The sequence below is a fragment of the Streptomyces xanthii genome (assembly GCF_014621695.1).
Taxonomy (GTDB): Bacteria; Actinomycetota; Actinomycetes; order Streptomycetales; family Streptomycetaceae; genus Streptomyces; species Streptomyces xanthii.
On record NZ_CP061281.1, the window covers coordinates 2,331,647 to 2,350,222 of the forward strand.

Consider the following 18,576-nt stretch of genomic DNA (forward strand, 5'->3'; position numbering starts at 1 on the left):
GCGGCCATGACGAACGCGCAGCTCGGTGAGGCCCTGCGGCTCCTGGGCGTCGGTCCGGCGGCGGCCCGGGTCTATCTCGCCCTGCTCGACCTGGCCCCCGCCCCGCTGGAGGAGGTCGCGGCGGCGGCCGCGCTGGACGGGCCGGGTCTGGCGGAGGCGTACGAGGAGCTGGTCGACGCCGGTCTGGCGAGTGCGGCCGGGGCGGACGGCGAGGTGGTGGCCCCGGTGTCGCCGACGGCGGGGCTAGAGGTGCTGGCCCGGCACCGGGCGGCCGAGGTCGAGAAGTCCCGCACGCTGGTCACGGGCGCCTTCGACTCCTTCCGGCGGCGTCGGCTCGCCGCCTACAACGATCAGCTCGTCGAACTCGTGACCGGCGACGCGATCGGACCCCGGATGCGGCTGGCCTGGGCGTCGGCCCGGCACCAGATCCGGCAGTTCGAGTCGCCCCCGTACTCGCCCATCCCCTCGGCCACGGAGGACGCGCTGGCCACGCTGGCGCGCGGGGTGACGCAGCGGGTCGTCTACTCCCGCGAGTCCCTGGAGCACGCCGATCACTTCAAGCGGACCATCGAGCCGTGCATCAACGCGGGCGAGCTGGCCCGGGTGCTGCCGTCGGTGCCGGTCAAGCTCCTGATCATCGACGACGCGTACGCCCTGGTGTCGCTGTCGATCCAGGAGGCCGATGTGCTGAACACGATGCTGGTCGTGCAGCCGTGCGGGCTGCTGTCCGCGCTGGTGGCGCTGTTCGAGCAGGCGTGGCAGCAGGCGTTGCCGTTCCACGGCAGCACGGCCCGGCCCGGTGGTCTGCCGCCCGCGGACCGGCGCCTGCTGTGGCTGCTCGCGGGCGGGGCGAGCGACGAGGTCGTGGCCCGCGAGCTGGGCATCAGCCGCCGCACGCTGTTCCGCCGCCTCCAGGTCCTGATGGCGCGCCTGGGTGCCGCGAACCGCTTCCAACTGGCGCTGCAGGCCCAGCGTCAGGGCTGGCTCTGAGGCCTGACTCCGGGCGGCTCAGACCGTGATCCGCAGCACGAGCGCGGCGACGGCGAGCGCGAAGCAGAACGCCCAGAAGCCGAGCGCCCGGTCCCCCGCCACGATGTGCGTGGCCAGCGCCCCCACGAAGTAGAGGACGAGTCCGGTGGCGGCGGCGACCCCGAGCCCCGGCACCACGAACCCGGCGAGCAGTCCGAGCGCCCCGGCCCCCAGCGCGCTGCCGAGCAGCGGGATCCAGGACCGCGGCACCCCCAGCTTGTCGGCCTGCTGCCGGGGATAGTCGTGGCCGGAGAGGTTGGCGACGGCGGCGGAGCCGAAGAGGGCGGCGCCGAGGACGGTGACGGCGGCGTAGAACGCGTACATGGTGATCTCCCGTTCGAAGCTTCACCACACGGACGGACGGGCGCCCCGGAACGTGACATCAACCGTGCTCCGTTCGGGAACGATGTAGGTCCGACCTCGTCGCCCCACCGACCGGAGGCCACGCATGCTGCGCGGAATCGATGTCAGCTCGCACCAGTCCACGTTCGACACCGACGGCCTGTCGTTCGTCTTCATCAAGGCGACGGAGGGGCGGTCGTACGTCAATCCGCGGCTGACCGCCCAGACGAAGCTCGCCCGTGACGGCGGCTGTGTCGTCGGCTTCTACCACTTCCTGTGGCCGGGGAACCTGGCGGCGCAGGCCGAGTACTTCGTGAGCAAGGCGCCGGAGCGGTCCGGCGACATCCTGGCCGTGGACTGGGAGACGACCGGCGACGGCACGCACGCGACGAACGCGGAGAAGGACCGCTTCATCCGCGAGGTGAAGCGGCTGCGCCCGCACCACCGCGTGATCCTCTACACGAACCGCAACTACTGGCTGAACGTGGACACGACGTCCTATGCGGGCGACGCGCTCTGGATCGCCGACTACGTGACCGCCGGGAAGCCGCGGATCCAGGCGAAGTGGCGCTTCCACCAGTACACGGACTCGCCGCTCGACAAGGACGTGGCCGACTTCGCGAGCAAGTCCGCGCTGCGCGAGTGGGCCACGCCCTGACGAGACTCCGGGAACGGATCGGGGCTCAGGCGCGCCACTCCGCGGTGCGCTCGGGGGACGCCGCGTCGAGTGCCTTGCGGACGGCGGCGGCGTCGGCGGCGAGGCCGTAGACGGGGGTGCCGGGCTGCTGGCGCCAGGACTCGTCCTGACCGCCGGCGTCCACGGCGTCGAAGCCGATCTCGTCGAGGAGCCCGGTGACGACCCGCTTGGCGGCCTCGTCGTCGCCGGCGATCGGCAGGGCGACGCGCTGCGGGTCGCCGGCCGGGCGGGCCTTGTCGATGAGGTCCTGGGCGTACGTCCCGTTGAACACCTTGACCACGTCGTGGCCGAGCTGGCGCTCGGTCCAGCGGCTCTCGGTGAGGCCCTCGTCCTCGATGCCGGTGATCTTCCCGTCGCGCTGCTGCGGGTAGTAGTTGCCGGTGTCGATGACGGTGACGTCGTCCGCCGCGCTGTCGAGCAGGCCGTCGGGCAGCGCGGGGACGGCCTTGAGCGGGATGGTGACGACCACGACCCGCGCGTCGCGCACCGCGTCCTCGATGGTCGCGGCGGTCGCGCCGGTCTCCTCGGCGAGGGCGCCCAGGGTGTGCGGGCCGCGTGAGTTGGCGACGTGCACGTCGTGTCCGGCGGCGGTGAAGCGCCGGGTGAGGTTGCCGCCGATGTTGCCCGCGCCGATGATGCCGATCTTCATGGTGATCCTGCCTCCGGAAATTTATGCATGTGCATATACATAGATGGCAACCTCGTCCGCGGGCGGGCTATTCCGGGGGCGGCGGAGTTTTCCCACGCGCGCGGCCCGGGACACCTCGGCGCCGACCGCCTCCGTACGGGCGGTGCTGTCCGCGGTGAACCGGGCCGCGCGGGTGGCGCGTTGAGCTACTGCTCGCAGGTGTCGGCGAAGGTCCCGCGGGTCACCACGTCGGTCGCCGCGGCGCTGGTGTCGAGCCAGGCGACGCGCTGACCGGAGCCCAGGGACGGGGCGAGCTGGGTACCGGAGGAGCAGGAAACGCGCTGGTAGGCGGCGGTGCCGTCGACGACGTCGGCGGTCGGGGCCACCTTCGCCTTCCAGGCGCCGCTCCAGGAACCGAGGCCGCCCCAGAAGTCGGTCGAGGAGTACGCGAACCAGTCGTCGGTGACGGAGAACTGGCCGAGGTAGAGCGAGGACGGGGCGCGCAGCTTCTTCATCTGCGTCAGGTCGGCGACCGGCGCGGTCTCCACGCTCTGGCTGCTGAGCAGGAACGCCTGGCTGTTGCGGAAGAACACCCGGTCCGAGGTGAGCTGGACGTCGGTGATCTGGCCGAAGAGGAAGCCGGACATGCGCTTGCTCTGCGTCGTACCGGTGGCGATGTCGTAGGTGAACAGCCAGGTGCCGTCGCCGCCGGTCCAGGCGATCGTGCCGTTCTTCATGGCGAGGCGGGCGGCGTAGGTGTCGCCGGCCTGCGGGGTCACGTTCACCGTGGTGCCGTCGGCCTTGCGGAGCATGACGTCCTGCTCGCCGTCGGCGGTGGTGGAGATGTAGGCGAGGGCGCCGTTCTCGGTCACCGGCTCGGTCTCGTCGGCGTCCGGCGTGTCGACGATCTTCCTGAGCTCGCCCTGGCCCTTGTCGCCCGCGCCGTAGACGCCGATGCCGTCGGCGGTGATCCGGGTGAGGACGACGCGGTCCTTGTCGAGGGAGGGATCGATCAAGTAGGCGTCGTCCTGGGCGAGTTCGTGGTCGGACTCGCCGTCCTGCTTGCTGAAGCGGCCGACGGTGATGCCGAACGCGGCGCCGCCCCGGTCCCAGGCGACGGCGTCGCCGTGCCCGATCGCGTAGACGTCGCCGCTGATCTGCGCTGCCTGCTCGTCGATGCCGCCGTAGACCTCGTAGGCGGGCAGCACGTCGGCGCCGATGGTGGTGCCGTCGGCGCGGTTGGCGCCCTGCTGCTCCCAGCCCTGCTCGATGCCGTGAGCGTCGAAGGCCTCGGTGACGGCGGCCAGTTGGGCGTCGGTCACCTTGAGGGACTTCGCGGCGAGGGTGACGGCGCCGCGCATGTCGGTGAAACCGGACAGCGGGGTGAGGTAGTTCTGGGCGGCGCGGTAGACGATCCGGTCGGCGACCTTCGGGTCGATGGCCTTGCGCAGGTCCCACAGGGCGCCGCCGACGATGGTGGAGTTGTAGTGGACGCCGCCGTTGTCGATGTCGAGCGGGATCGGCTCGAAGTCCTTCTGGGCGCTGCGGCCGTCGTTCAGGTCGCGCAGGGCGCACTCCTCGAGCGGCTTGGTGCCGTTGCAGAGGTACTCGCCGATGAGACCGGACTTCGGGTCGTCCATGGCGACGCCCTTGTCGGCGGTCTCCATGGCGTTGCCGAAGTAGTCGGAGATCGCCTCGTTGAGGGCGCCCGACTGGTTGAGGTAGACGAGGCCGGCGCTGTGCTCGGTGACGCCGTGGGTCATCTCGTGGCCGACGACGTCGAGGCCGACGGACAGCGGTACGCCGTCCATGTGGCCGTAGACCATCTTCGAGCCGTCCCAGAAGGCGTTGGCGTAGTCCTTGCCGTTGCTGGCGACGTTGACGACGGAGTGGACGCTGCCGCCCTTGCCGTCGATGCCGTCGCGGCCGATCTCGTTCTTGTAGAACTCGTAGACCTTGGCGGCGTTGACGTGCGCGTCGACGGCGCCGGAGGAGGTGTCGGCTCCGTCGAAGCGGTCGGTCGCGGACGTCACGAGCGGGACGTCGTCGGGGACGGGGCCGCCGGCGACGTCGAGGTAGCTCTTGCGCCGGGCGTCGTAGGTGCGGATCTGGCCGCCGGTGACCGGGTACATGGCGCGGGTCGAGTCGACCAGCGTGTACGAGCCGTCGGCCGCCTTGTCCGCCTCGAGCCGCACGTCGGTGCCGTCGACGCGGACGCCGGTGGCCTGCGCGGGCGCGGCGTCGGCGGAGTCGATGTTGTTGTACGAGAGGGCGATGCCGCCGACGCGGGCGTCGACGTAGGCCTCCTGGCGGACGGGGCTGCCGTCCCGGTGGGCGCCGGTGACGGTGAAGTGCCAGGCGAGGCGGCCTCCCCGGGCGTCGGGGAGCACGGTCAGGCCGTGGGCGGAGGTCGTGGCGCCCTCGACGCCGCGCAGCCGGGAGTCGAGGGAGAACAGACGCTTCCTCGCCGTCGTCTCGTCGACCTTCGGCGTGGTGGAGACCGTGAGCGCGGTGTACAGGGTGCCCGTGGCGGAGGTGACCCGCTGCTCGTCGCCGGCCGTCTCGGTCTGCACGGCGTACTCGGCGCCGAACACCGGGATGCCGTCGTGCAGTTGACGGAAGCGGACGGAGGTCTGCGCGCCGTCCTTGGTGGTGCGGGCGGTCTTCAGGTCGGACACGGGGACCTTGTACGTGTCCTGGTGGTCGGCGAGGTGGGCGCGGGCGGCCTGGGCGGGGGTGCCGGCGCGGGGCGCCTTGTCGAGGCCCTGGGTCAGGGCCGGGGCCACGGGGGCCGGTGACTGCGTGCCCGGTTCCGGGGCCGGCGGGGTGTCGGCGGCCCAGGCGGGGCCGGCCAGCAGTGCGGTTCCGGTCGCGGCGGCCACGACGCCGGCGGCCACCACCTGACGTATCGGTCTCTTGAACCGCTTCGTCATCGTTCGTCCTCCCCATTCACACACGGAACGCGGGGCGCAGGGGCCCCGCGTGTTCGGTGCGTCGATGGTTCGGCACGGTGCGTGCACACGACAAGGGATCGGACCTGGCGCCAAGTGGCCATGGCGTAAACACGCCTGGTTACCGGCGAGTCGGGCGGGGGCTCAGTCGAGCCAGCCGGCGCGGGCCGCGTGGCTGCCGAGCTGGAAGCGGGTGGCGGCGTCCGCGCGGGCCATCAGGGCACTGAGCCTGCGCTGCACGGTGCGGTGTCCCATGCCGAGCTGCCGGGCGATGGCGGCGTCGGTGAGTCCCACGTGCAGCAGGGCGAGCAGTTGCCGGTCGAGGGCGTCGAGTCCGTCGCGCGCGGTGTGCTCGCCGGGCGGGGGTTCGGGCACGGCGCGCAGGGGGCGGGCCCGGTCGTAGCACTGGTCGAAGAGGGCCTGGAGCGCGGTGAGCAGGCCGCTGCGGTGGACGACGAGGGCGACGGGTTCGGTCTCGTCGCGCTCGGGGTCGAGGGGCAGCAGGGCGATGCCGCGGTCGACGACGGTCAGTTTGATCGGCACGCGGTCGGCGACGGTGACGCTCTGGCCCTGCGCGACGAGTTCGGCGACGGAGGCGGCGGTGTGCGGCCGGTCGAACCAGCCGCGCTCCACGACGGAGCGCAGCAGGACGCCGCGGGCCATGGAGTCCCGTTCCACCTCTTCGATGCCGTCCTCGACGGAGAGGGCGACGGGTGCCTCGCGCATGGGGAGCAGGGAGCAGACCTCGTGCTGGGCCTGCCGGCCCATGATCAGGAGCCGGCGGCGTATCGCGGCGGCGCCGGAGAGCACCTCGACGGGGGCGCCGGAGGCGCGTATGTGGGCGGCCCGGTGCCGTTCGGAAAGCTCGGTGACCAGGTGCTCGACCTGGTAGAGGGCACCCCGGCGGGCCTCCAGGAGGGGGCCGAGGGCGAGGACGGGCGAGGCGGCGCGGTAGTGCGGGGCGCCTCCGTCGGGATCGAGAGCGGCGCTGGCGAGGCCCCTTTCGACGAGCACGTCGAGGGCGCGGGCGACCTCGGGTGCGGGAAGGGGGCCGATGAGCGCGTCGGGGGTGCTGCCGGGCCGGTCGACGAGCCGCCGGTAGACGGCGTCCTCCTCGGGGCCGAGTCCGAGGAGCGTGAGCAGCGACGACGCCGCGTCCCCCGGGGCGGGGCCCGGTGGACGCGGCGGAGTCGGGTCGGCGCTCAGCGCGCTCAGGCCTTGTTGAGGTTGGCCCAGAACTCGTCGAAGGACAGGAGCTTGTCCCCGTTGGCGTCCTGCTTGGCGATGAGGGCCTCGGCCACCGACTCCGTGACGTGGAAGTCGCCCATCTGCGCCATGGCGCTCTTGTACTCGGCCGCCGTGATGAAGCCGTCGCCGTCCGCGTCGAACCGCTCGAACGCCTTGCGTGCCGCCTCGATGTCCGCCACCGGGACCACCCCTCGTTTACGTACTGCTGTGCCGCGCCGCTCGGGCGCGGCACCGGATTGACGGGGCCCAGATTATCGGGCGCCGTGCGCGCGCAGTGCGGCGAGTACCCAGGCGAACTCCGCCTCGTGCCGGGGCAGGGTCTCCAGGCCCCGTACGAGGGAGACCAGATCGCGGAACCGGGCGACGTCCTCGTTGGCCGCGGCTTCGAGGCGGGTGAGCACCTCGGCGCGGTCGGCGTCGCCGAGCAGGCCCCGCAGCACCTCGTCGGCCTGGGGGGACGCGGGGTCGATGCCGCGCTCCAGGCTCTCGCCGGCGAGCTGCACGAGGCGGCTCATGAACCACAGGGAGCTGCCGGGCGTGATGTCGGGGCCGCGGTCGGCGGCGTTGAACTCGACCATGCCGCGCATGTGGGCGCGGAAGCCCTGGTCCTGCATGAGTTCGGCGAGCTCGACCCAGGCGTCGACCTGGGCGCTGGTGGGGTCGTCGGGCAGGTCGGGGACCATGACGCGCAGGCGGGTGCGGATGTCGGGGTCGGCGGTGTCCAGGCCGCCGAAGGTCTGCTCCATGAAGTCGTCGATGATGTGTTTGCGTTCTGCGGCGGAGAGCCGTGCGAGCTTGTTCATGAGGGCCGTCTCCTCGGCGGTCGAGTTGCGTTTCGCGACCGTCGACAGCACCGCCCGGTTCAGCCTGAGGGCCCGGATCTGGGCGTCCAGGGCGGCCACGTGGGCGGCGGCGACGGACGCGATGTCCTTCTCGCCGCCGACCACGTTCCGTACGTCGGCGAGGCCGAGGCCCAGCTCGCGCAGGGTGCGGATCAGTTCGAGCCGGGCCACGGACTCGGCGTCGTAGAGCCGGTAGCCGCCGTCGCTGCGGGTCACCGGGTGCAGGACGCCCTCGTCGGACCAGTAGCGGATGGTGCGCACCGTGAGTCCGGTGCGGCGTGCCAGGGCGCCGATGGTGAGCAGGTGCGGGCCGTCGTCGGTCATGCCGGGGAGTCTGGGCCTTCCAGTGGGTGGAGACTCAAGCCCACGATGCCACGGGGTGCACGGGTCAGCGGAAGACTCCGGTGTGTCCGAGGGAGTAGCGGCCGGGCTGGGGGTAGACGGCGAGGCCGTGCGGGCCGGAGCCGACAGGGATGCGGGCGAGCTGCTTTCCGGTGCGGGTGTCGATGGCGTAGACCTCGGCGTCGTAGCGGCCGGAGAGCCACAGGACCTTGCCGTCGGCGGAGACGCCGCCCATGTCGGGGCTGCCGCCCTGCGGGAGGTGCCACTTCTTGGTGAGCTTGTCCTTGGTGAAGTCGAAGACGGAGACGCTGCCTTCGCCCCGGTTGGAGACGTACATCTCCTTGGAGTCGCGGCTGACGTAGAGGCCGTGGGTGCCCTTGCCGGTGGGCAGGAGCGTCGGCTTGGTGAACTTGTCGCCGTCGAGGACCCACATGCCGTCGGCCTCCATGTCGGCGATGTAGAACTTCTTGCCGTCGGGCGACATCTTGACGTCCTGCGGCATGGCCCCGTCGTACGGGAGTTTCTGCTGCCCGACGACCTTCATCTTCGCGGTGTCGACCTTGAGGAGTTCGCCGCTGAACTCGCAGGAGACGATGAAGTAGCGGCCGTCGAGGGAGAAGTCGGCGTGGTTGACGCCGTAGCAGCTGACGGGTTCGGTGTGCTGGATCTTCATGGTGTGGGGGTCGCGGAAGACCAATTGGCGGTCGAGCGAGGCCATGACGACGGCGTGCTTGCCGTCGGGCGTGAAGTAGAGGTTGTACGGGTCGTGCACGTCGACCGTGTCGCCGGCCTTGCCGGTCTTCGGGTCGATGGGGGTGAGGGTGTTGCCCTTGTCGTTGTTGACCCAGAGGGTCTTGAGGTCCCAGGAGGGCACGACGTGCTGGGGCTGGCGGCCGACCTTGATCGTCTCGATGATCTTGTACGTCTTGGGGTCGATGACGGAGACGGTGTCGGACTCGGTGTTGGGCACGTAGACCCGGGACGGGAAGTCCTTGACGACCGGGGACAGCTTGTTCGGCCGGTCGGCGGCGTAGACGTCCTGGGGGTCGAGGACGGGCGGCATGCCGGTCAGTCCGTCGATCTTCGGCTTGGCGGGCTTGACCGGTTTGACTGGCTTGATGGCCTGGGCGGTGTCGTGCGCGGGCTTCTCCGTGCCGCAGCCGGTCAGGGCGGTGAGGGCGGCGGTCACGGCGGCGGCGAGCAGCACGCCGGTGCGGCGGGTGGGGGTCCGGCGGGCGGGGTGGGTGTTCACGTGAGCAGCTCCGTGCAGGTCACCGCGGCCAGGCCGCGACGGGAGAGGTGGTCCAGGAGGGGCGGGAGCGCGGCGACGGTGTCCGCGTATCCGAAGTGGAGGCTGACGACGGAGCCGGGGCGTACGGCCGAGGTGACGTTCTCGACGACGGCGTCGGCGCCCGGCGAGGTGAAGTCGAGCGAGTCGACGTCGTACGAGAGGACGTGCGGGTAGCCGGCCCGCTGGGCGAGGCGGACGACGAGCGGGGTCGCGGTCGGGGTGCGCGAGGGGCGGAACCAGGTGCCGATGGAGCCGGTGAGGCGGCGCAGGCGGTCGGCGCAGCCGGTGATCTCGGCGGTGGCGTCGGCCTCGGACATGGTGTTGATGCCCTGGTGGTGGAGGGTGTGGTTGCCGAGGTCGTGGCCGGCGTCGAGGATGCGGCGGGCCATGTCCGGGTGCTGGTCGAGCCAGGTGCCGACGGCGAGGACGGTGACGTGGGCGCCGGCCTTCTCGGCCTCCTTCAGGACCGCGTCCGCGATCTTCGGGTCGCCCTGGCCGTGGAAGGTGAGGGCGACGCGGTCGCGGTCGCGGGGTCCGTGGGTGAGCTGGGCGGGCTGCCCGGGGAAGCGGCGCGGGGCGGGGGCGGCGCGGGCGGACTCCGCGGGGCGGGCGGGGTGGGCCTTGGGCGCCGGGGTGGCGGCGGGGTGCTCGTCGGCCGCGCAGCCGGTGGCGAGGGCGGCGGTGAGCCCGGCGCCGAGGCGCAGCGCGGAGCGGCGACGGATCGGTTCGGCCTTGGTCACCCGCCCATTTAAGGGGGAACCGACACAAAAGCCTCCTACCGACCCGGGGACCTTAATGAATACTGGATGCCGGGTGTACTTTTTCTTCATTTACGAGGCTGGCGAGCGATGTAACCAATGATTCATTTGGCCGTTCCGGGCGTCCTGTGCCATCCTCGGTGGCACGACCTCCATTGACCCGGGCCGGTCGTCTCAGACGCCGCGGACTCCACCCCTTCTGTTCGCGGCGCACCACACGAAAGCCCCCGCGGCGCCGCACGACGGCGAGAACGGGGGCTTTCGTGCGTCCGGGGCCACCGGCCGCCGGGTCACGTGTCAGCGGTCGGCGACACGCATCTCGAACCAGGTCGTCTTGCCGCGGGGCAGCAGGTCCACGCCCCAGCGGTCGGAGAGCTTGTCGACGAGGAACAGGCCGCGGCCGGAGAGGTCCAGCGGGCGCACCGGCATCAGACAGGGCAGCCCGCGCGAGGGATCGCGCACCTCCACCCGGATCCAGCCGCGCCGGCGCAGCATGCGCAGCCCGAAGGCGCGGGCGCCCGTGTGCCGCACCGCGTTGCCCACGAGCTCGGAGACGAGCAGGACGGCATCCTCGGTCAGCTTCGGGGACAGGCCCCACTGACGCAGGATCACCACCTGGGCGAGCCGGCGGGCGATCGCCGCGGACTCCGGACGGGACGGCAGAGCCACCTCCGCCTCGGTCGGGTTCCCGAACAACTCCAGCGCCTTCAGCGCGTGTTCGTCCTCGACCGCGGGAGACCAGCGCGCGGCGGTCGTACTCCCGTTCCGCCGCGGTTGTTCGACACCCTCAAGCCCCGCCATGCCCACCATGATGACTTCCCGTGGCCGGTCATGGGGCCGTTCCGGCTGAATAAGCCCCCCGGAACGCCTCATTCCGGTGGGTCGCTCGGGCATATGCCGTTGGCACTTAAGGTATACCTACAGCCCGCCTGACCTGCGGAAACATCCCCTGACGGGGCAGAATCCGCCTCGCGGGAACCAGGCCCGCTTAAGGTTCCCTTAAGGCGGAGATCATGCGCTCCAACGAGGTACGGAGATCAACTCCGCTTGCCCGGAGGTGAGTTGATCCCCGTACGTCAGGTGCTCCGGCGGCCGTCAGGCGAACTTGGCCTTGCCCGGACCTTCCTCCACGAAGCTGCGCATTCCGGTCTCCCGGTCCTGGGTCGCGAACAGGCCCGCGAACCAGTTGCGTTCGATGGCGAGGCCCGTCTCCAGGTCCGTCTCCAGACCGGCGTCGACGCACTCCTTCGCGGCGCGCAGCGCGATCGCCGGGCCCTGCGCCAGCTTCGCCGCCCACGCGTGCGCGGCCTCGAAGACCTCGGCGGCCGGGACGACACGGTCCACCAGGCCGATGGCCAGCGCCTCGTCGGCGCGCACCTGACGGCCCGTGAAGATGAGGTCCTTGGCCTTGGAGGGGCCGACCAGACGCGACAGACGCTGGGTGCCTCCGGCGCCCGGGATCAGGCCCAGCAGGATCTCGGGCTGGCCCAGCTTGGCGTTGTCGGCGGCGATCCGGAAGTCGGCGCACAGCGCCAGCTCGCAGCCGCCGCCCAGGGCGTAGCCGGTGACCGCGGCGACGACGGGCTTCGGGATGCGGGCCACCGCCGAGAACGAGTCCTGCAGGGCCCGGGACCGCACGACCATCGCCGCGTGGTCCATCACCTGCATCTCCTTGATGTCGGCGCCGGCCGCGAAGACCTTCTCGCTGCCGCGCACCACCACGGCCCGGATGTCGTCCCGGGCCGTGGCCTCTTCGGCGAGTTCCTTGATGCGGTCCTGGATCGCGATGTCCAGGGCGTTCATCGGGGGGCGGTCGAGGCGGATGGTCCCGACGCCGTCGGCTACTTCGAGGTGAACGGTCATGCTCCGCAGGTTAGCGGGCGTTCACCCTGTGGGGGGCGGTGCGGTTCGTCACGTGACCTCGCCGCCGGTGGGGGTTGCTCGCGCAGTTCCCCGCGCCCCTGAAGGCATGCGCTGCGCGCAGCCTTCATCGGGGGAATGCCGCCCGAAGGGCGTGCATTCCAGGGGCGCGGGGAACTGCGCGACCAGCCACGACGGGCCCGCGGACGAATCCTCGGGTCCGACCCGGGGTCACTTCTTCCAGTCGGCCCAGGACATGTTCCAGCCGTTGTACCCGTTGTCAGGGGCCACCGTCTGGTCGTGGGAGTTCTTGACGACCACCACGTCGCCGACCATCGAGCGGTCGAAGAACCAGGCCGCCGAGACCTTCTTGTCGTAGCCGCCGCGCACATCCGCCAGGCCCACACAGCCGTGGCTGGAGTTGACGTTGCCGAAGGTGCCGCCGCCCCAGTAGTTGCCGTGGATGAACGTGCCGGAGTTGGTGAGGCGCATGGCGTGCGGGACGTCCTTGATGTCGTACTCGCCGCCGTAGCCGACCGTGTCACCGTTCATGCGGGTCACCCGGAGCCGCTCGCTGATGACCATCTGCCCGTTCCACGTGTCGTAGCCGGGCTTGCCCGTGGTCACCGGGATCTTCTTGATGACCTTGCCGTCGCGCTCGACGGTCATCATGTGCTTCTTCGCGTCGACCGTGGAGACCTGGCTCCGGCCGATCGTGAACTTCACGGTCCGCACCTGCTTGCCGTAGACGCCGTCACGGCCCTCGACGCCGTCCAGGTTCATCTTCACGGTGACCTTCGTGCCCGCCGCCCAGTACTTCTCGGGACGGAAGTCGAGCCGGTCGTTGCCGAACCAGTGGCCCTCGACGTCGACGGCCGGTTCGGTCTTGATCGAGATGGCCTTCTCGACGTCCTCGGGGTGCGTGATGCCCCGCGTGAAGCGCACCGAGAACGGCATGCCGACGCCGACCTTCGAACCGTCCTCCGGCGTGAACGTGCCGACGAACGTGTTCTGCGGGGTCAGCGTCGTGAACGACGAGTCCTTCGCCGACTCACGGCCCGCCGAGTCCTTCGCCACCGCGTGGACCTTGTACTTGGTCGACGCGGCCAGGTGGTGCGCCGGCGTCCAGGTCGTGCCGCCGTCGGTGATCGCGCCCTGGACCGGGTTGCCCTTGCTGTCCTCGACCTCGACCTGGGACAGCCGGCCCTTGTCCGCCGTCACCTTCAGCGCGCCGCTCGTGGCCACGCCGCCCGCGCCGTCCTTCGGCGCGACGGTGACGACGGCCTCCGACGGCTTGTTCGCCTCGGCCGCCTTGTCCGCTTTGCCCTTGCCGTCGCTGCCCGCGTCCGAACCGCCTCCACCACCGCACGCGGTGACCAGCAGCAGCGCCGCCCCCAGCAGAGCCGCCGATATCGGTCGTCGCCCGTTCAAGATTCTGTTCTCCCCTCGCACGGCCTCGGTCTCAAGGCCCGCACTCCCCGCGCGTCCGCGCGCGCACTGCGAAAGATAACCACACGACCTGCGGAAACGGATCCCCGTGTTATGTCACCGTTCCGTCCCAACCGGCCCGCGGCACCCCTCCCCCGCATTTTTCCCGGCGCGGCCCGCCTATGAACGCGCGGAACCCGCCTTCCACTTGGACCAGCCCAGGTTCCAGCCGCCCAGACCGTTGTCCGGCGCCACCTGCTTGTCGGCGCTGCCGCGCACCTCGACGACGTCCCCGACGAGCGTGCGGTCGAAGAACCAGCCGGCCGGCGTCAGCGCGCTGCCGCCCTTCACGTCCCGCAGCCCGACACACCCGTGGCTGACGTTGCTGGACCCGAAGACGCCCTGCGACCAGTAGTTGCCGTGCAGGAAGGTGCCGGAGTCGGTGAGCCGGATCGCGTGCGGCACGTCGGGGATGTCGTACTCGCCGCCGAAGCCGACGGTGCGGCTGTTCATACGGGTGACCTCGAGCATCTCGGAGACCACCATCTTCCCGTTGTACGTCGTCGAGCGCGGCGCCCCCGCCGTGATGGGCAGGGTGTCGAGGAGCTCCCCGTCGCGGCGCACCTGCATCGTGTGGTTCTTCGCGTCGACGAGGCTGACCTGGCTGCGGCCGACCGTGAACGAGAACGTCTTGCGCTGCAGACCGTAGACGCCGGGGGCGCCCTCCACGTCCCGCAGATCGAGCGCGACGGTGACCTCGGTGCCCGGCTTCCAGTACTTCTCGGGGCGGAAGTCGAGCCGCGTCTTCCCGAACCAGTGCGGGGCGACCTCGACCGCCGGGCGGGCGGTGACCGAGACGGCCTTCTCGACGGCAGCGCGGTTGCGGATCTCCCGGTTGAACTCCAGCTTCACGATCATGCCGGTGCCGACCGTGGCGCGGTTCTCGGGCGTGACGTAGCCGATGAACCGCTCGTCGGGGACGGCCGTCGTGAACGTGGTGTGCCGGGCCGAGCGGCGTCCCTCGCCGTCGACCGCGACCGCGTCCACCGTGTACTTCGCGGCGAGGGCGAGCCGGCCGCCGCCGGGGCCGGTCGGCCGCCAGGTCCGGCCGTCGTCCTCGAGCCGGCCCGGCACCCGCTCCTCCTGGGCGTCCCGCGTCCGCACCACCTTCACCGACTGCAGATGCCCCTCGGGGACCTCGACGCGGAGCCGTTCGCCCGTGCTCACCCCCCGCTTCGCGTCGTCCGGCGACACCCGGATCAGGTCCTCGGGCGAGCGCGGCTTGCCGAGCTCCTCGTCCGCCGCGTCGCATCCGGCGAAGATCAGTACGGCGGCCAGGGCCGCCCCCGCGCGCCGTGCGCGCCTCACAGCTGTTCTCACGCCAGCCCCAACGACGGGCACCCCGCCGGGGAAACGTGCGTGCGAGCCACGGAGGCTCTGGGCAGAACAACTGGAGAGCCCCACGAGCCGCGGGAGGCCGACAGGTGTCGAGCGCAGCCGAGCAGGAGGCGGTGCCCGCCCCGGCGCCGTACGGGAGAACGCGCGGGCGGACCCCGCCGGTGGAGCCGATGTGGCCGGGCACGCCCGCGCCGCTCGGCGCCCGCCACCGGGTCGGCCCGGACGGGGTCGCCGGCACCAACTTCGCGCTGTGGGCGGGCGGCGCCGAGTCCGTCGAGCTGTGCCTGTTCGACGCCGAGGGCCGCGAACGGCGCTCCCCGCTGGCCGAGTCGACGCACGAGATCTGGCACGGCTTCGTGCCCGGCGTGCTGCCCGGGCAGCGCTACGGGTTCCGGGTGCACGGCCGCTGGGACCCGTGGACCGGCGCCCGCTGGAACCCGGCCAAGCTGCTCCTGGATCCGTACGCCCGTGCCGTGGACGGGGAGTTCACCCTGCCCGCCGCGGTCTACGGCCACGTACGGGACTGGCCCGAGCAGCACGTCGCGGACACCGTGCGCGACGAACGGGACTCGGCGCCGTACGTGCCCAAGGGGGTCGTCGTGCACGACGACGGGCCCGACGACCTGTGGGCCGACGACCGCAGGCCGAAGACGCCCTGGGCCGACACCGTCATCTACGAACTGCACGTGCGCGGCTTCACCCGCCGGCACCCGGGGATCCCCGAGGAGCTGCGCGGCACGTACGCGGGGCTCGCGCATCCGGCGGCGATCGCGCACCTGGTGCGGCTCGGGGTGACGGCCGTGGAACTGCTGCCCGTGCACCAGTTCGCGCACGAGGACCATCTGCTGCGGCGCGGACTGCGCAACCACTGGGGCTACAACTCGATCGGCTACTTCGCCCCGCACGCCGGGTACGCGGCCACCGGCACCGGCGGACAGCAGGTCGGCGAGTTCCGGCGGATGGTGCGGGCGCTGCACGACGCGGGCATCGAGGTGATCCTCGACGTCGTCTACAACCACACGGCGGAGGCGGGCGAGCTCGGCCCGACGCTGTCCCTGAAGGGCATCGACAACCGCGGCTACTACCGGCTCCAGGACGACGCCCGCCGCTACGCCGACTACACGGGCTGCGGCAACACACTGCACGTCGTCCAGCCGCACGTGCTGCGGCTGATCACCGACTCGCTGCGGTACTGGGTGACCGAGATGGGCGTCGACGGCTTCCGCTTCGACCTCGCGGCGGCACTGGCCCGCTCGATGCACGACGTCGACATGCTCTCCCCCTTCCTCGCGGTCATCGCGCAGGACCCGGTGCTGCGCCGCGTGAAGCTCATCGCGGAGCCGTGGGACGTCGGCTCGGGCGGCTATCAGGTGGGCGCCTTCCCACCCCTGTGGACGGAGTGGAACGACCGCTACCGCGACGCCGTACGGGACTTCTGGCGGGGCGCGCTGCCCGATGTGCGGGATCTCGGGTACCGGCTCTCGGGGTCGAGCGACCTGTACGCGTGGGGTGGCCGGCGCCCGTACGCCTCGGTCAACTTCGTCACCGCGCACGACGGTTTCACCCTGCGCGACCTCGTGTCGTACGAGCGCAAGCACAACGAGGCGAACGGCGAGGGCAACCGGGACGGGACCGACGACAACCGGGCCTGGAACTGCGGGGTCGAGGGCGAGACCGACGATCCCGGCGTACGGGCCCTGCGGCGGCGGCAGTCGCGGAACCTGCTGGCGACGCTGCTGCTGTCCACGGGGGTGCCGATGCTCGTCGCCGGGGACGAGTTCGGGCGGACCCAGGGCGGCAACAACAACGCGTACTGCCAGGACAACGAGACCGGCTGGGTCGACTGGAGCCTCCTGGAGGAGCCGGAGTGGCAGGCGCTGGCCGCGCTGACGGCGCGGCTGATCGCGCTGCGGCACGCGCATCCGGTGCTGCGGCGGCGGGCGTTCTTCTCGGGGCGGGCGCGAGCCGCGGACGGGCTGCGGGATCTGGCCTGGTTCACGGTGCGGGGCGAGGAGATGACGGAGCGGGACTGGTTCGCGCCGGCCGCGTCACTGGGCATGTACCTGTCTGGCCGGGACATTCCCGGGCGGGACGCGCGGGGGCACGCCGTGCGGGACGAGAGCTTCCTCGTGCTGCTGCACGCGGGTGAGGGGGCGGTGTCGTGGGTGCTGCCGGGTGAGCCGTGGGGGCGGCGGTACGAGGTGCTGGTCGACACGGGTGCCGAGTCCGGGGTCGTCTCGCCCGGCGTGGTGCACCCCGGCGGCGCCGAGCTGTTGGTCGAGCCCCGCACGGTGTTGTTGCTCCGGGTCGTGGAGTAGCCCGTTTGTCTGCGGCCCCGGTGGGGGCTGGTCGCGCAGTTCCCCGCGCCCCTGATGAGGCTGCGCCTCATCGGGGAAATGCGACGCGAAGCGTCTGCATTTCAGGGGCGCGGGGAACTGCGCGACCAGCCCCCACGCACCCGCAGACGAAGATCAGCCGCGCGGCTCGCCCGCATACGTGCCGAAGGACCACTTGTTCCCCTCGGGATCGAGCACGGCGAACTCGCGGCTTCCGTAGGGCTGGTCCTCGATCTCGCGGAGGATCTTGACGCCCGCGTCGACGAGCCGCCCGTACAGTTCGTCGACCCGCGCCGTCACGACGTAGCAGCCGAACGAGCCGGGCCGCAGGCTCCAGTTGCCGGCCTCGTCGTCCACCGGTTTGGCGGAGCCGAGCATGATCCCGCCTCCTTCCGGCCAGTCGAGCTGCGCGTGGGCGACGCGGTCGCCGTCCTCGTGGACGGCGGTGCGCAGGAATCCGACCGTGCCGACGAGGAAGTCGATCAGGGCGGGCGCGTCGTCGGCCTGGAGGGTGGGCCAGACGGTGGGCGGAGGGGTGTTCTGTGTCGTGTTCATGAGTCCGATTCTTCGCCGTTGAGGTGCCCCCCGGCTTGGATGTTCCGGCACTCCTCGGCGAGCCACGCGGTCGGGCTCAGGCCGGTGTAGCGGTGGAACGCGCGGACGAGGTGGGAGTGGTCGGCGTAGCCGTGTGCGGCGGCGACCCGGGCGAGGTCGGGCGGGGCGCCGCGGGCGACGGCGCGGACGACGGCGGCCTTGGCGTGCTGGAAGCGCATGAGACGGGCGGCCTGCCCGGGGCTGAGGCCGGTCTCGGCGCGGAAGAGGGTGGTGAGCCGGCGCTCGCTGAGGGCGACGTGCGCGGCGAGCCCGGGCAGCGTGCCCGCGCCGCGGTGCCGGGCGAGCCAGGTCCAGGCCTCGGCGACCTCGGGGCGGACACCGGCGAAGGGATCGTCGTCGGGGCGCAGGTACGCGGCGAGGCAGGCGAAGCGGTCGGCCCAGCCGGGCAGCTCGTGGAGCCGGTCGCGGATCCGGGCGGCGGCGGGCCCGAACACGTCGGTGCCCTCGGTGACGATCTCCCCCGACAGCGCGGCGGCGGGGACGCCGAGCACGGCACGGGCGGCGAGCGGATGCAGGGAGAGCTGGATGCCGGCCTCGTGCGCGGGCTGCGCGATGAAGGCGGGGGCCTGGTGCAGCCCGCCCACGACGATGTCGGTGCGGACGGCGCCCGTGCCGGTGGCCTGCTCGGCGGTGGCGCCGCCGACGACGGGCCCGTCGAGGGAGAAGATCACGGTCAGGTACGGGGAGGGCAGCCCGCGGTGCAGCGCGGGCCGCTGCCCCTCGCTGCGGTATCCGATCGCCGAGACGATCGGGCCACCGGGCCGCGGCGTCGCGCGCACGAACTCCTGGGAGCCGCCGCTCATGCTTCCAG

Annotated in this window: 17 protein-coding genes; 3 read left to right on the top strand and 14 right to left on the bottom strand. The window is 71.8% G+C overall.

Translation table 11 applies throughout. The annotated features are described in order from the left end of the window. The first annotated feature begins 6 nt into the window (after positions 1-6). Positions 7-990, top strand: a complete 984-nt coding sequence (locus IAG42_RS10510; RefSeq protein WP_188336755.1) for a helix-turn-helix domain-containing protein — start codon at positions 7-9, stop codon at positions 988-990. Between the two features lie 18 nt (positions 991-1,008). Here IAG42_RS10510 and IAG42_RS10515 read toward each other — a convergent pair whose 3' ends face one another. Continuing rightward, positions 1,009-1,353: a DoxX family protein gene (locus tag IAG42_RS10515; RefSeq protein WP_188336756.1), complete on the bottom strand. Its 345-nt coding sequence runs from the start codon at positions 1,351-1,353 to the stop codon at positions 1,009-1,011. 124 nt (positions 1,354-1,477) lie between these two features. On the opposite strand from IAG42_RS10515, the gene IAG42_RS10520 reads away from it, so the two are divergent. After that, a complete protein-coding gene (locus IAG42_RS10520; RefSeq protein ID WP_188336757.1) occupies positions 1,478-2,029 on the top strand; it encodes a glycoside hydrolase family 25 protein in 552 nt (183 codons plus the stop codon). Between the two features lie 25 nt (positions 2,030-2,054). Here IAG42_RS10520 and IAG42_RS10525 read toward each other — a convergent pair whose 3' ends face one another. The 11 genes from IAG42_RS10525 to IAG42_RS10575 all read right to left on the bottom strand — a co-directional run bounded on the left by IAG42_RS10525 (position 2,055) and on the right by IAG42_RS10575 (position 14,784). Further along, positions 2,055-2,717 carry an NADPH-dependent F420 reductase gene (locus IAG42_RS10525; protein ID WP_188336758.1) on the bottom strand — a complete coding sequence of 221 codons (663 nt, stop codon included), beginning with the start codon at positions 2,715-2,717 and terminating at the stop codon, positions 2,055-2,057. Positions 2,718-2,902: 185 nt separating this feature from the next. After that, positions 2,903-5,629 (bottom strand): M4 family metallopeptidase, encoded by a 2,727-nt coding sequence (locus IAG42_RS10530; protein ID WP_188336759.1) that lies wholly within the window; start codon positions 5,627-5,629, stop codon positions 2,903-2,905. A gap of 162 nt (positions 5,630-5,791) precedes the next feature. Then, positions 5,792-6,661 carry a helix-turn-helix transcriptional regulator gene (locus IAG42_RS10535; protein ID WP_188336760.1) on the bottom strand — a complete coding sequence of 290 codons (870 nt, stop codon included), beginning with the start codon at positions 6,659-6,661 and terminating at the stop codon, positions 5,792-5,794. 197 nt (positions 6,662-6,858) lie between these two features. Beyond that, positions 6,859-7,074: an EF-hand domain-containing protein gene (locus IAG42_RS10540; protein ID WP_188336761.1), complete on the bottom strand. Its 216-nt coding sequence runs from the start codon at positions 7,072-7,074 to the stop codon at positions 6,859-6,861. A 72-nt stretch (positions 7,075-7,146) separates the two neighbouring features. Continuing rightward, positions 7,147-8,061: a helix-turn-helix domain-containing protein gene (locus IAG42_RS10545; protein ID WP_188336762.1), complete on the bottom strand. Its 915-nt coding sequence runs from the start codon at positions 8,059-8,061 to the stop codon at positions 7,147-7,149. Positions 8,062-8,125: 64 nt separating this feature from the next. Beyond that, positions 8,126-9,286 (bottom strand): YVTN family beta-propeller repeat protein, encoded by a 1,161-nt coding sequence (locus IAG42_RS10550; RefSeq protein WP_394811281.1) that lies wholly within the window; start codon positions 9,284-9,286, stop codon positions 8,126-8,128. A 41-nt stretch (positions 9,287-9,327) separates the two neighbouring features. Beyond that, positions 9,328-10,110 carry a polysaccharide deacetylase family protein gene (locus IAG42_RS10555; RefSeq protein ID WP_223205936.1) on the bottom strand — a complete coding sequence of 261 codons (783 nt, stop codon included), beginning with the start codon at positions 10,108-10,110 and terminating at the stop codon, positions 9,328-9,330. A gap of 315 nt (positions 10,111-10,425) precedes the next feature. Further along, positions 10,426-10,929: an ATP-binding protein gene (locus IAG42_RS10560; protein WP_188336764.1), complete on the bottom strand. Its 504-nt coding sequence runs from the start codon at positions 10,927-10,929 to the stop codon at positions 10,426-10,428. Between the two features lie 294 nt (positions 10,930-11,223). Further along, positions 11,224-11,991: an enoyl-CoA hydratase/isomerase family protein gene (locus IAG42_RS10565; protein ID WP_188336765.1), complete on the bottom strand. Its 768-nt coding sequence runs from the start codon at positions 11,989-11,991 to the stop codon at positions 11,224-11,226. A gap of 228 nt (positions 11,992-12,219) precedes the next feature. Beyond that, the gene (locus IAG42_RS10570) at positions 12,220-13,419 is read right to left on the bottom strand and encodes a L,D-transpeptidase (protein ID WP_188336766.1); all 1,200 of its coding nucleotides are present in this window, start codon (positions 13,417-13,419) and stop codon (positions 12,220-12,222) included. Positions 13,420-13,596: 177 nt separating this feature from the next. Continuing rightward, complete coding sequence (locus tag IAG42_RS10575) at positions 13,597-14,784, bottom strand: L,D-transpeptidase (RefSeq protein WP_223205937.1); 1,188 nt, start codon at positions 14,782-14,784, stop codon at positions 13,597-13,599. A gap of 116 nt (positions 14,785-14,900) precedes the next feature. Here IAG42_RS10575 and glgX point away from each other — a divergent pair, with 116 nt between their 5' ends. Next, on the top strand, positions 14,901-17,132 hold the full coding sequence (glgX, locus tag IAG42_RS10580; RefSeq protein WP_394811206.1) for a glycogen debranching protein GlgX: 2,232 nt from the start codon (positions 14,901-14,903) through the stop codon (positions 17,130-17,132). Between the two features lie 153 nt (positions 17,133-17,285). Here glgX and IAG42_RS10585 read toward each other — a convergent pair whose 3' ends face one another. Both IAG42_RS10585 and IAG42_RS10590 read right to left on the bottom strand, forming a co-directional pair. Continuing rightward, positions 17,286-17,705, bottom strand: a complete 420-nt coding sequence (locus tag IAG42_RS10585) for a VOC family protein (protein ID WP_188336768.1) — start codon at positions 17,703-17,705, stop codon at positions 17,286-17,288. Further along, on the bottom strand, positions 17,702-18,568 hold the full coding sequence (locus IAG42_RS10590; protein ID WP_188336769.1) for an AraC family transcriptional regulator: 867 nt from the start codon (positions 18,566-18,568) through the stop codon (positions 17,702-17,704). Before IAG42_RS10590 ends, IAG42_RS10585 begins: the two co-directional genes overlap by 4 nt. Between the last annotated feature and the right edge of the window lie 8 nt (positions 18,569-18,576).